Raw genomic sequence first — 12,846 nt, forward strand, 5'->3', positions numbered from 1 at the left:
GGCGGGGGTCGCCCGCCCGCCCCGGCGCGGGACCGGCTCGTCGCCGGTCCGGTGTCAGGTCAGCCGATGGCCTTGTCGATCGTCCGCACGGCCGCGTCCCAGGCGTCGTCGGGGCTGGTGCCGCGCTGCTCCATGTTGTTGATCTGGGTGGAGATGGAGTCCTTGATCACGCCGTCCTTCGGGCCGAGGACCGCCTCGGGGATGGACTTCGCGCCGTCGGCGTAGATCTGGCCGATCGGGGCGTCGTTGAAGTACGGCAGGGTCGCGTTCTTCACGTCGGGCAGGTCGTAGGCGCCCTGGTTGGACGGGAAGACGCCGATCGCCTTGAAGACGGCGGCCTGCTGCTCGGGGGCGGTCAGCCACTTGACGAGCTTGGTGGCCTCGGCGACGTTCTTCCCGGACTTCGGGACGGCGAGGAAGGAGCCGCCCCAGTTGGCGGAGGTGTTGCCGGGGGCGCTGGTGATGTCCCACTTGCCCTTGTTGGCGTCACCGGCGTAGGTGGAGATCTGGCCGGCCATCCACGCGGGGCAGACGACGGTGGCGACGGTGCTCTTGCGCAGGGCGGCCTGCCACTGGTCCTCGAACTGCGCCAGGCCCTGCGTCAGCTTCTTGGACGCGGCCTCGGCGGCGAGCTTCCAGCCCTTCTCGACGCTGGCGCTCTTCGCGTAGATCGGCTTGCCGCTCGCGTCGTAGTACTGCTCGGGGCTGGAGCTGACCACGGCGTTGAACATGGCGCTCGCGGAGTCCATGAAGTAGGTGCCCTCGGGGGCCTTCTTCTTGTACTGCTCACCCAGGGCCAGGAAGTCCTCCCAGCCGCCCTCGGTCAGCTTCGCGACCTCGGCGCGGTCGGTGGGCAGTCCGGCCTTCTCGAACAGCTCACGGTTGTAGCAGAGGGACATGGGGCCGATGTCGGTGCCCGCGCCGATGACCGCGCCGCTGGGGGCGGTGGCCTGCTTCGCCTTCCACGACACCCACTCGTCCACGCTGATCGCCTTGGAGAGGTCGGCGAACGAGTCCGCCTTGGTGTCGACGATCTCCTTGATCCGGCCGACCTCGATGCCCTGGACGTCGGCGAGGCCGCTGCCGGAGTTCAGCTGCTGGAGGAGCTTGGGGTAGTAGTTCTTCTCCTCGGCGGTGGTGTCCTCCTTGACCGTGATCTTCGGGTTCAGCTCGTGGTACTTCTCGAAGAGCCCGGCCTCCTTGTACCCGAACTGCCCGAAGTCGGCGAGGGTCAGGGTGATGTTCCCGTCCGCGTCGGCTCCCTTGTCCGAGTCGGACGAGCCGCCGCATCCGGTGAGGAGGAGGGCGGTGACCGTGAGGCCCGTGGTGGCCACGAAGGCTGCTCTCCTGCGTCGACCGGCGACGCTGCGAGTGATGCGCATTCCACTGCTCCTTGTTCCGGGGTGGTACCGGCGCTGTTCCGCGAGGCAGGGCGGAGGGCGTCGGGTCTGGTGCGGGAAGAGGAAGCGCGCGAGACCTTCCCCCAGAGTGGGAGCGCTCCCATGCGCCGTTGCCGGAAGGTTGCTGCCTCAAGGGGGTGGGTGTCAAGAGTTGAAGACGATTCCGTTGCCGAGGGATGTCCGGCGCGTCACCGAGGGGGCGTTCGGGCCACCCTCCCGTCGGAAGGTGAACGGGGGCAGGTCGGGCCGGGCTGACTGCCGGGGCATCCCACCCCTGTTAATTTCTCCCTTATGCACCTTTTGATCATCCTGGTCGCCGACACCAGCCCCGGTGAGTGAGGCGGGATGGGCGTTCTGCGCGACCATCCCGAACTGGCCCTCTTCTTCTGCCTCGCGGCCGGCTACCTCGTCGGCAAGCTCCGCGTCGGCCCGATCACGCTCGGCGGAATCTGCGGCACCCTGATCGTGTCGCTGCTGCTCGGCACCCGGCACATCAGCGTCGATGACGACGTCAAGACGGTCTTCTTCGCGCTGTTCATCTTCTCGCTCGGCTACATGGCCGGGCCGCAGTTCTTCGCCAATCTCAACCGCAAGAGCCTGCGGTTCTTCACACTCTGCCTGATCGAGCTGGTCTGCGTCCTGGGCATCGCCTACGGGCTCGCCAAGGCCTTCGACCTGGACGTGGGCACGGCATCCGGAATCCTCGCGGGAGCGGCCACCGAGTCCGCCGTCGTGGGGACGGCGACCGAGGCCATCGGCAAGCTGGAGAACCTGACCTCCGAGCAGATCAGCCAGTACCAGGGGCACGTCGCCACCGCGTACACGGTCTGCTACCTGTTCGGCCTGATCACCATCGTGCTCTACACCAGCCAGATCATGCCGATGCTGCTGCGCATCAACCTGGCGGACGCCTCGCGCGAGCTGTGGGAGAAGATGCGCGGCGGCCAGGGCGGGCTGGAGTCCGACGAGCGCGAGGCGCTGCCCGGCATGGTCGGCCGCACCTATCTGGTGACGCGGGCGGACGGGCGGACCGTCGGTGGGCTGGAGAGCGCCATGGGCGGCCGGATCACCGTCGAGGGCATCAAGCGCGGCAGCAGGCTGCTGACGCCCTCCCCCGGTCTGGAGCTGACACTCAGCGACCTGATCCAGGTGGTCGGGGAGCGGGCGGCCATCATCGAGGCGGGCCGGGAGATCGGCCCGGAGACCCCGGCCGTGCCGGGGCTCGACGCCCCCCTGGCCACCCGTCAGGTCGCGGTCACCGAGAAGGAGACGGTCGGGGCGACCATCGACCTGCTGGAGAAGCACCATCCGGAGTTCCGCGAGGACGGCGTCTACGTCACCGACGTGCTGCGCAACGACCAGCACCTGCCCGCGAGCGGGGAGACGGTCCTCGCCCGGGGCGACGTGCTCACCCTGGTCGGAGCCCGGGGCGGTCTGAACAGGCTCGTCGCGAAGCTCGGCGCGGTGGTGAAGAACGACGCCACCGACTTCATCTACCTCGGCTTCGGCATCGTGGCGGGCTCGCTGCTCGGCCAGATCGTCGTCAAGCTCGGGGACATCCCGATGTCGCTCGGCACCGGCGGCGGCTGTCTGATCTCCGGCCTGGTCTTCGGCTGGTTCCGGTCCCGCAGCCAGACCTTCGGGGCGTTCCCCCCGCAGGCCGCGAGCACGCTCAAGGACATGGGCCTGGCCGTCTTCATCGCCTGTACGGGACTGGCGGCGGGGCCCCAGGCCTGGCCGCTGCTGAAGGAGTACGGGGCGCTGCTGCCGTTCGCGGGCATCGCCATGGTGCTGGTCCCGGCGACGGTCTCCCTGGTCGTCGGGCGCAAGCTGCTGAAGATCGAGAAGCCGCTGCTGATCGGCGCGATCGCCGGGCAGCAGTGCTCGACCCCGGCGATCACCTCCATCACCCAGGTGGCCCAGAGCTCGGTACCCCTTCTCGGCTACACGATCACGTACACGCTCTCCAACTTCCTGCTGCCGCTGACCGGGCCCATCCTCGTCGGCGTCCTGGGGGCGTGACGTGGCCGGCTTCCCGAGGCCGAAGAGGGGCGGGCCGCCGAGGCTCTGCCGCCGTGACCAAGCCCGTCCCGAGGAGCGATCCGCCGGCGACGTCCCGCTGACGGGGTGGGACGCCGTGATCGTCCCGCTGAACCACTGACCTGCTACGGAGTGGACACCACCATGCCCAGGACCAGCATCGGCCGCGAAGAGATCCGGTCGTTCGCCCAGCTCTCCCCCTTCGAGCTGAAGGACAAGTTCATCCAGATCGCGACGGCCGCGCAGAGCGATCGTCCGGGCCAGAAGGGGAAGTCGACCCGGACGATGCTGAACGCGGGCCGCGGCAACCCGAACTGGGTCGCCACGGGGCCCCGCGAGGCGTACCACGCGCTCGGCTACTTCGCGCTGTCGGAGTCCCGGCGGGTGTGGACGGCCGACCACCTGGGCGGCATGCCGGAGGAGCCGGGGTGTGCGGAGCGCTTCGAGCACTTCGTCCGTACGCACCCGGAGCTGCCGGGCATCGAGCTGCTGAAGGCGTGCGTGGACCTGGCGGTGAAGCGGTTCGGCTTCGACCGGGACGCGTTCGTGCACGAGCTGGCGGACTCCTCGATCGGCGACAACTACCCCGTCCCGGACCGGATCCTGCACCACACCGAGCAGATCGTGCGTGGCTACATCGCGGACGAGATGTTCGACCACCGGCCGCCGGAGGGGCAGAAGCTGAGCCTGTTCGCGACCGAGGGCGGCACGGCGGCGATGTGCTACATCTTCGACTCGCTGATGAAGAACGGGATCCTGGAGAAGGGCGACCGGATCGCCCTGATGGTGCCGGTGTTCACCCCGTACCTGGAGATCCCGGAGCTGGACACGTACGACTTCGACGTGGTGCGGGTGGAGGCGAGCCTGTTCACGGAGACCGGGGTGCGGCAGTGGCGTTACCCCCAGGAGGAGATCGCCAAGCTGGCGGACCCGTCGGTGAAGCTGGTCTGCTGTGTGAACCCGAGCAACCCGCCCTCGCTGGCACTCTCCACCCGGGTCGCCGAGCAGATCAGGTCCATCGTCGGCGAGCGGAACCCGAACCTGATCATCGTGACCGACGACGTGTACGGGACCTTCGTGGAGGGCTTCCGCTCGCTCGCGGCCGACCTGCCGCGCAACACGCTCCTCGTCTACTCCTACTCCAAGCACTACGGGGCGACCGGCTGGCGGCTCGGGGTGATCGCGCTGCACGACGACAACGTGATCGACGCGATGCTGGCGGAGCAGGACCGGGCGCGGAAGGACCGGTTGAACAGGCGTTACGGGACGCTGTCGCTGAATCCGGAGGAGATCCGGTTCATCGACCGGCTGGTGGCGGACTCCCGGCAGGTGGCGCTGAACCACACGGCGGGCCTGTCGCTGCCGCAGCAGGTGATGATGGTGCTGTTCTCGCTGTTCGACATGCTGGACGAGGGCCAGGCCTACAAGCACCGGATCCGGGCCATCGTCCAGCAGCGCCTCGAACTCCTGCTGGAGGGCGCGCACATGAAGGTCTCGGAGGACCCGAAGCGGGCGGCGTACTACATCGAGCTGGATCTGCTGGCCGAGGCCGAGCGTGTGCACGGGAAGCCGTTCGCCGAATTCCTGGAGAGGAACTACGAGCCGGTCGATCCGCTGTTCCGGCTGGCCGAGCAGACCTCGGTGGTGCTGCTCAACGGCGGCGGCTTCGACGGCCCGGAGTGGTCGGTGCGGGTGTCGCTGGCCAACCTGGACGACCTGGACTACCTGAAGATCGGCCACCATCTGCGGGCGATCTTCGACGCGTACGCACAGGAGTGGCGGGCTCAGGCCGGGTGAAGGTGCGCGCCCCGGCCGGAGGTGGGGTGGGGTCCGGCCGGGGCGCGCGGTGGGGGGCACAGGTGCGGTCCGGGGCCCGAGGGGGACGTACGGGCTGCTGGCCGCCGGTTTCCCCACCGCCACCGGGGCGACCGGTGGCGGCGGGGGCCGGCGTGGGGGTCTGTACCGCCGACGAGGAGGTACAACGAGCACGCTAGCGGCAACGGAATGGACAAAGAGCGCTTTACGGGCCGCAGTTGGAGTTCTTAGGGCGGGCTTAAGGAACCCATCGGCACGGGTTAATGCTGGACCCCGGGGCCGGTCGGGGCCCGGGACTCCTTGCGCCGCTGCCGGCCGGTCCTGCGGCCGACCCGCCGGCCGTGTCCGCGCCGGCCGCGCTCGGGGCGGTTGCCGTACAGGCCGATCCAGATCCGGACCTCCGCGCCGCCGAGGACGGACCTGCCGATGCGCAGGTCGCCGCCGGTGGACTCGGCGACCCGGCGCACGATGTCGAGACCGAGACCGGTGGAGCCGACGGACCCGCTCGCCGCGTCGCGCCCGCTGGCCCCCCGGGCGAGGGCGGCCTTCGGGTCGGAGATCCCCGGGCCGGCGTCGGAGACGAGCACGATGACCGCGTCGCCGCTGTGGTGGACGTCGACGGCGAAGGCGGTGCCCTCGGGGGTGTGGCGGAAGACGTTGCCGAGCAACGCGTCGAGAGCGGCCGCCAGTTCGGGCCGGGCCACCGGGATGCGCACCGTACGGTCGACTCCCGCGAGGCGCACCTCGCGGCCCTCGTCCTCCGCGAGCGCCGACCAGAAACCCATGCGTTCGCGGATCACCTCGGAGGCGTCGCAGCCCGCCCCCGTCTGCCCGGCCTGGGGCTGCGGGCGCTGCTCCCGGGCGGTGCGGATGATCGTGTCGACCTCGTGCTCCAACTGCTGGACCGCCGCCCGGGTCTGCTCGGCCGCCGGGCCCTCACCGAGGGAGGCGGCGTTCAGCCGGAGCACGGTGAGCGGGGTGCGCAGCCGGTGCGAGAGGTCGGCGGCCAGCTCGCGCTCGTTGGCCAGGAGCTGGACGACCTGGTCGGCCATGGAGTTGAACGCGACGGCGGCGGACCGCAGTTCGGTGGGCCCGTCCTCGGGGACCCGGGTGCCGAGGCGCCCCTCCCCCAGGTCCTGGGCGGCGCCTGCGAGGCGCTGGGCGGGCTGCACCATCCGTACGCCGAGCCGGTCGGCGACCGCGACCGAGCCCACGATCAGCGCGACACCGACGCCCGCCAGCGTCAGCCAGGCGGTGGCGACCCCGTGGGAGACCCCGCCCTCGGGGACGAACACCTCGACGACGGCGATGTCCCCGGTGCCCAGCGCGGTCGGCTGGAGGAGCGCGAAGCCGCCGGTGACCTCGGTGATGGAGGCACGCCCGGCCTTGCGCACGGCCGCCACGTCCTCGGGGGTGGCGCGCCGGGTGCCGATGTCCAGGGGCCCGCCCTCGGCGGGGACATGGACGGCGAGGCGCCCCCGGTCGCCCGGTTCGGTGGACAGGACCGCCCGGGTCAGCTCCTCGCGGTCGGTGGTGATGGAGAGCGTCGGGGCGATCGTCGCGGCCTGGCGTTCGGCGTCGGAGAACGCCCGGTCGCTGGCCATCTCCCGGATGACGAGTCCGAGCGGCACGGCGAAGGCGATGACGACCATGGCGGTGACCGCGAGGCAGACCTTGACCAGGGCCCATCTCATGCGGGCGGCTCCGTGACCGGCGTATCGGCCGGGGCGTCGGCGGGCGGCTGGAGCTTCACGCCGACGCCGCGCAGCGTGTGCAGATAGCGCGGCCGGGCGGCGGTCTCGCCGAGTTTGCGGCGCAGCCAGGAGAGATGGACGTCGATGGTCTGGTCGTCGCCGTAGGACTGCTGCCAGACCTCGGCCAGCAGCTCCTTACGGGCGACGACCACGCCGGGCCGCCCGGCGAGGAAGGTGAGCAGGTCGAATTCGCGTCGGGTCAGGTCGAGTTCGGCGCCGTCCAGCTCGGCGCTGCGGCGCAGCGGGTCGATGGAGAGCCCGCCGACGCGGATGACCCTGGGCGGCGTCGCCTCGCCGCCGGTGGCGCGCGAGCGGCGCAGTACGGCGGCCATCCGGGCGGAGAGGTGCTCGACGGAGAACGGCTTCGTCAGGTAGTCGTCGGCGCCGTCGTTGAGCAGCCGGACGATCTCGCTCTCGTCGTCCCGGGCGGTGGCGATGATCACGGGCACATCGGTGATGGACCGCAGCATCTTCAGCGCCTCGGCACCGTCCAGGTCGGGCAGCCCGAGGTCGAGGATGACCACGTCGAAGCGGAAGTGCGCGACCTCGCGCAGCGCTTCGAGCGCGGTGCCCACGCTCCGTACCGTGTGGGAGGCCTCACTGAGGTGCCGGATGAGGGCGGAACGTACGAACTGGTCGTCCTCGACCACGAGCACACTTGCCATGGGCGGCACCGTACGCCATGCCGGCGGGCCCGGTCCCGGCCTCGTCGGAAACCTCCGCAAAGGCCGGAGAAGGGCGGTTGTTCGAGGTCTCGGGAGAGATCCGGAGCGGGCCGGGACAGGCCGGGTGGTGCAGGATGTGCCGATGCAACGAGGACTCGTACACGCGCTGGCGTGGATGCTCGCCACCGGCGCGGCGGTGACGCTCTCGTGGTGGGGTGTGCACACGGTCATGGCGGGGACGGCCTACGACCCGCCCCGGGCCGTGCCGGTCTCGGTGGGCTCGGGCCCTCCTCAGCGCATCGGACAGAGCACCGGGGCGCCGCTCGTCTCCTCGACGCACCGCACCTCGCCCTCCCCCTCCGCCTCGCCCCGCACCGGCGGGGCGAGCCCCTCGCCATCGGCCCCGCGCCCCTCCCGGGCGCCGTCGGCCACGCCGGCGAAGCCGCCGGCGCCATCGACCTCGGGCAGGGTGAAGAGCTATCGCACCGACGGCGGCCGGGTCGTGTTCGAGCTCGGCGCGCACTCGGCGAAGCTCGTCTCGGCGACGCCCGAGCCGGGCTGGTCGATGCAGGTGTGGACGAACGACGCGTGGATCCGGGTGGACTTCAGCGACGGGGGCGGGAGGGACGGGAAGACGTACTCGGTGTTCTGCACCTGGAACGGGACGCCGCCGACGGTGCAGGTCGTCGAACCGTGATCCGGGTCTGACCAGGGGCGGGTCACGGGTTCTCGAAGACGGACGGCGGCGGCGCGGGCGACGGTCTGGCCGCGGCGTCGGTGACGACGGCCGCGCCGCCGGTGAAGTCGGCGAGCGCGCGGCCGTGTTCGACGCGGCCGGGGTGCGGGTCGCTCGCCACCCGGCGGGTGAACTCCGCGACCGGGAGCGGCAGGGCGGAGGCGAGCAGGACCGCGTTGCCGAAACGGCGGCCCCGCCACACCACCGGGTCGGCGGCCAGCGCCAGTTCGGGGAAGACAGCGGCGGCGGTGGCGACCTGGCCGCGCAGGTGGGCGAGCGGGGGGCCGTCGGCGAGGTTGGCGGCGTACCGCCCTTCGGGCTTCAGGACCCGGCGCACCTCCGCGAGGAATGCGGCGGAGGTCAGGTGGGCGGGGGTGCGGGCCCCGCTGAACACGTCCGCGATGATCAGGTCCGCCCAGCCGTCCGGGAACCTGCCGAGCCCTTCGCGGGCGTCGGCCGCCCGGACCCGCACCCGGGCCTGGGGGTCCAGCGGGAGGCGGTCGCGGACGAGCTGGACGAGGGGCGCGTCGAGCTCGACGATCTGCTGGGTGGAACGGGGGCGGGTCGCGGCGGTGTACCGGGCGAGGGTGAAGGCGCCGCCGCCCAGGTGCAGGACGTGCAGCGGCTGGAGCGGGGGTGCGGCGAGGTCGATGACGTGGCCGAGGCGGCGCTGATAGGCGAACGCCAGGTGCGCGGGGTCATCGAGGTCCACATGGGACTGCGGGGCGCCGTCGAGCAGGAGCGTCCAGCCGTTCGGGCGCTCCCGGTCGGGTATGAGCTCGGCGAGTCCGCCGCCGACCTGCTGGGAGACCGGCTCCCGCTCGGCGCGGCCCGATCCCCGGCCGCCGCCCTGGCGCCCCTTCGCGCCCGCGGTTCTGCCCTTGCCCGCGGCCTTGTCCTTGCCCTGGGCCGGCGCTCCTCGACGTGCCACGTTCGCTGGTCCTTGCTGGTGGGGGCCCGGGTCGCCGGCCACGCGGAGGTGTTCCGCCCGTCCGGCCATTATGGGCTCAGCAGCAGTTGTCGGCCGCCTCGATCAGCCGGGCGGCCTGGTCGAGGGCGGCGCGGAGCACGGCGGGATCGGTGACCGGGGCGTCCGCGGCGGGCGGGAGCAGCCAGCCGGAGCCGGGTGGCTCGGCGGGGACGCGCAGCCCGCGGCCGTCGGTCCGCGTGCAGGCGCTGCCCGGTACGTCCCAGGCGTCGGCGGTGCCCGGCGGCACGAGGAAGCCGAGGGTGTCGCAGGCGCCGTCGTGCAGAACCGGGCCGACGGGCTCCTGGTCCCTTCCGCGGCGGAGGATGTCGACGGCTTCCAGCCCCTGCCGCGCGGGAACCGTGACGAGGTCGCAGGACTGGTCCCCCTGCGCCGGGGTCATCGGTTTCGTCGCGGTCGTCCGTGAGCCGGTCTCCCTGCCGAGATGCAACAAGGGAACCCCTCCTCTCATCGCCGAACGGAGCCACGCTCCGTCTCCACATGGACCAACGCCCCGGGTGCGTCAAGGGCTACGGGCCCACACCGCCGCAAAGGGTGGCAGTTCATGGCAGATCAGGAGCGGTATGCCCCCTTACGTAACGAAACGCTGTGTGTGCGACCCGTCACAGCAGGTACGTTCTTGCTCCGCCGGGGCACCGGGAACCACGGACCCCGGCCGCACCAGAGAGGGGCCGGCCATGGTGGCGACAGCGGCAGTTCCCAACCTCGCCTTCCGTCAGCTGCGCGGACAGCGCTCCGCCGGGGAGTTCGCGGCGGCGGTCCGCAGAGCGGCGCGGGAGATCGGGGAGCAGGTCGCGTGCGACGCCCGCTATATCGGGCGCGTGGAGTCCGGGGAGATTCGCTGCCCCAACTACGCCTATGAACGCGTGTTCCTGCACATGTTCCCCGGGGCGTCCCTGGCCGATCTGGGGTTCTCGGCCCGCGAGAGCGTACGGGGGCGGGGCGCCCGGGTCGTGTCCGAACCCCCGCCCACGACGGGGCCGGCGGCCTCGGCCCCTTCCCTGTCGTCTTCCCTGTCGCCTTCCCTTTCCCTTTCGCCCTCCCCTTCGTCTTCTTCGTCTTCCTCTTCCGACCCCGCCCTTCTCCGCCTTCTCCGCCGCGACACCGAAACCGACGACATCCCCGAGGAGAGCGACGTGCTGCGTCGCGTGTTCATGACGAGCGGCACCGCCACGGTGGCGGCCGCTTCCCTGGGTCTCGGCGGGGCGCCCGCCTCCGCCGCCGCCCGGGTCTCTCTGCCCGCGCAGCGCCGGGTCGGCGAGGCGGAGGTGAACGCCGTCGAGAAAGCCGTACGGCAGATCCGGCTGCTGGACGACCGGCACGGCGCGGACGGGCTCTACCGGCGGGCGGCCCAGCCGCTGCGCGCGGCGTACGAACTGCTGGACGCCGGGACCACCGCACGGCGCGCCACCTCGGACCGGCTGCACGCCGGCGCGGGCGAGCTGGCCATCTCGGTGGGCTGGCTGGCCCACGACTCGGGCCGCTTCGACGACGCCCGCTCGCACTACGCGGAGGCCCTGGCCACGGCGAGGCTGGCCGGGGACCCGGGGCTGGAGGCGCACGCGTTCTGCAACACGTCGTTCCTGGCCCGGGACGCGGGGCGGCCCCGGGAGGCGGTACGGGCGGCGGAGGCCGGACAGCGGGCCGCCCGCACGCTGGGGTCGCCCCGGCTGCTGGCGCTGCTCGCGCTGCGGGAGGCGGGGGGCCGGGCGGGGCTCGGGGACCGGACGGGGTGCGACCGGGCTATCGGGAGGGCCCGTGCGGCGTTCGACCGGGGCACGGCGGCGGGCGATCCGGAGTGGATGAGCTTCTTCCGGGAGGCGGAGCTGGAGCTGCTGGAGGCGCAGTGCTGGTCGGCGCTGGGTGACTGGTCCCGGGCGGCGCGGCACGGACGGCGGGCGACGGCGCTCCAGGACGCGCACTTCACCCGGAACCTGGCGCTCTACCGGGCCCAGCTCACGGGTGACCTGGCGCGGGCGGGCCGGGCGGACGAGGCGGCGGCGACGGGTCACCAGGCGCTGGACCTGCTGCCCCGGGTCCAGTCCTCGCGGATCCGGGGGATGCTGGCGGGGGCGGCGCGCGTGCTGGAGCCACGGGCCGGGGCGACCCCGGTGGCAAGCTTCCTGACCCGCCACCGGGAGTCGACGCCGGGCCCGGCGGCCACCCCGGCGGGCCCGGCAACCACCTGAGCCCGTCGGCGGCCACCCCAGCCCGTCCGGGGGCCACCCGAGTCCGTCGGGGGGCTAACCCGGCCCGTCGGGGGCTAACCCGGCCCGTCCGGCGGCCACCCCAGCCCGTCCGGCGTTTGAGGACGGAACCGGCGAGCACGTTCCGGGGTGCGAAACCCAGCCCGTCCGGCGTTTGAGGACGGAACCGTGCAGCACGTTCGAGGGTGCTGATCCGGGTCTCCCGCGCCACGAGGTCCGTGAAGAGCCCGCCACCGGACGAAGGGTTCCGTCCTCAATCGCCGGACAGGCTTGAGTAAGCGCAGGGCCCCGCAAGGGCACGCCCAACCCGAGCGAAGCTTCCGTCCTCAATCGCCCGACAGGCTTGAGTAAGCGCAGGGCCCCGCGAAGAGCACGGCCGCCCCGGGCACTAAGCGCCGGACAGGCTTGAGTGCCGCGGGGACAGGCTTGAGTGGGCGCACGGCCCCGTGAAAGGCGGGCCGGCGAGGTCAGCGTTCCAGGTGGCCCGTGTCGTTCCAGCGTTCCACGGCCGGCAGGCCGTACGCCCAGCCCAGGACCGACAGCGACGTCGGCTCCAGGCGGATGCGGGCGCCGAAGGACAGGTCCTCGCCCAGCCACCGCGCGCCCAACGCCCGCAGGATGTGGCCGTGGGCGAAGACCAGGACGTCCCGGTCCGCCGAGCGGGCCCAGGCGACGATCTCGTCCGCGCGGGCGGTGACGTCGGCGACGGACTCCCCGTCCGGGACCCCGTCGCGCCAGATCAGCCAGTCGGGCCGGTCCGCCCTGATCTGGGCCGGGGTCAGCCCCTCGTACGCCCCGTAGTCCCATTCCATCAGCGCGTCCCACGGCTCGGCCCGCTTCCCGAACCCGGCGAGTTCGCAGGTCTCGGCGGCCCGGACGAGCGGGCTGGTGCGGACCTCGACGCCGGGCAGCCCCGCCCAGGGCGCCCGGTGCAGCCGCTCGCCGAGGAGCTTCGCGCCCTCGCGCCCGTCGTCCAGGAGCGGGATGTCCGTCCTGCCGGTGTGGTTGCCCCGGACCGACCACTGGGTCTGGCCGTGCCGGGCGAGCAGGATGCGCGATGCCATGAAGGCTCTCCCTGGAACGTTGGTGCTGTTGGGACCTTCCATCATCCTGTACCGGCCCGGCACGCAACCTCCCGGGCCATGCGGGCGTCCCACCCTGAGCAGTCCCCCGGCCGAGGATTCGGACCAGGGCGGGGACCGCTGTGTACGGGACGTCCGGAAGGGGACCCCCGGGGGAAC

General features: G+C 72.2%; 10 protein-coding genes. 4 read left to right on the forward strand and 6 right to left on the reverse strand.

All coding sequences use genetic code 11. The annotated features are described in order from the left end of the window. Nucleotides 1-59 precede the first annotated feature (59 nt). The gene (locus CR470_RS12495; protein ID WP_097867664.1) at nt 60-1,382 is read right to left on the reverse strand and encodes an ABC transporter substrate-binding protein; all 1,323 of its coding nucleotides are present in this window, start codon (nt 1,380-1,382) and stop codon (nt 60-62) included. 363 nt (nt 1,383-1,745) lie between these two features. On the opposite strand from CR470_RS12495, the gene aspT reads away from it, so the two are divergent. Then, nucleotides 1,746-3,422 carry an aspartate-alanine antiporter gene (gene aspT / locus CR470_RS12500; RefSeq protein ID WP_097867665.1) on the forward strand — a complete coding sequence of 559 codons (1,677 nt, stop codon included), beginning with the start codon at nt 1,746-1,748 and terminating at the stop codon, nt 3,420-3,422. Nucleotides 3,423-3,584: 162 nt separating this feature from the next. Further along, nucleotides 3,585-5,237 (forward strand): bifunctional aspartate transaminase/aspartate 4-decarboxylase, encoded by a 1,653-nt coding sequence (locus CR470_RS12505; protein WP_097867691.1) that lies wholly within the window; start codon nt 3,585-3,587, stop codon nt 5,235-5,237. A 278-nt stretch (nt 5,238-5,515) separates the two neighbouring features. Here CR470_RS12505 and CR470_RS12510 read toward each other — a convergent pair whose 3' ends face one another. Both CR470_RS12510 and CR470_RS12515 read right to left on the reverse strand, forming a co-directional pair. Then, complete coding sequence (locus CR470_RS12510) at nt 5,516-6,949, reverse strand: HAMP domain-containing sensor histidine kinase (protein ID WP_097867666.1); 1,434 nt, start codon at nt 6,947-6,949, stop codon at nt 5,516-5,518. Then, nucleotides 6,946-7,674: a response regulator transcription factor gene (locus tag CR470_RS12515; RefSeq protein ID WP_097867667.1), complete on the reverse strand. Its 729-nt coding sequence runs from the start codon at nt 7,672-7,674 to the stop codon at nt 6,946-6,948. Before CR470_RS12515 ends, CR470_RS12510 begins: the two co-directional genes overlap by 4 nt. A gap of 142 nt (nt 7,675-7,816) precedes the next feature. Here CR470_RS12515 and CR470_RS12520 point away from each other — a divergent pair, with 142 nt between their 5' ends. Beyond that, nucleotides 7,817-8,371: a hypothetical protein gene (locus tag CR470_RS12520; protein WP_097867668.1), complete on the forward strand. Its 555-nt coding sequence runs from the start codon at nt 7,817-7,819 to the stop codon at nt 8,369-8,371. A 22-nt stretch (nt 8,372-8,393) separates the two neighbouring features. On the opposite strand, the gene CR470_RS12525 is transcribed toward CR470_RS12520, so the two are convergent. Then, nucleotides 8,394-9,341, reverse strand: coding sequence for a spermidine synthase (locus CR470_RS12525; RefSeq protein ID WP_097867669.1), 948 nt, complete (start codon nt 9,339-9,341; stop codon nt 8,394-8,396). Between the two features lie 76 nt (nt 9,342-9,417). Next, complete coding sequence (locus CR470_RS12530) at nt 9,418-9,780, reverse strand: hypothetical protein (RefSeq protein ID WP_097867670.1); 363 nt, start codon at nt 9,778-9,780, stop codon at nt 9,418-9,420. Nucleotides 9,781-10,075: 295 nt separating this feature from the next. Between CR470_RS12530 and CR470_RS12535 the strand changes: the two genes are divergently transcribed. Next, on the forward strand, nt 10,076-11,587 hold the full coding sequence (locus CR470_RS12535; protein ID WP_097867671.1) for a tetratricopeptide repeat protein: 1,512 nt from the start codon (nt 10,076-10,078) through the stop codon (nt 11,585-11,587). 485 nt (nt 11,588-12,072) lie between these two features. On the opposite strand, the gene CR470_RS12540 is transcribed toward CR470_RS12535, so the two are convergent. Continuing rightward, nucleotides 12,073-12,669, reverse strand: a complete 597-nt coding sequence (locus CR470_RS12540; RefSeq protein WP_097867672.1) for a histidine phosphatase family protein — start codon at nt 12,667-12,669, stop codon at nt 12,073-12,075. Between the last annotated feature and the right edge of the window lie 177 nt (nt 12,670-12,846).

It is taken from the genome of Streptomyces sp. rh34, from assembly GCF_002551245.1.
Lineage (GTDB): Bacteria > Actinomycetota > Actinomycetes > Streptomycetales > Streptomycetaceae > Streptomyces.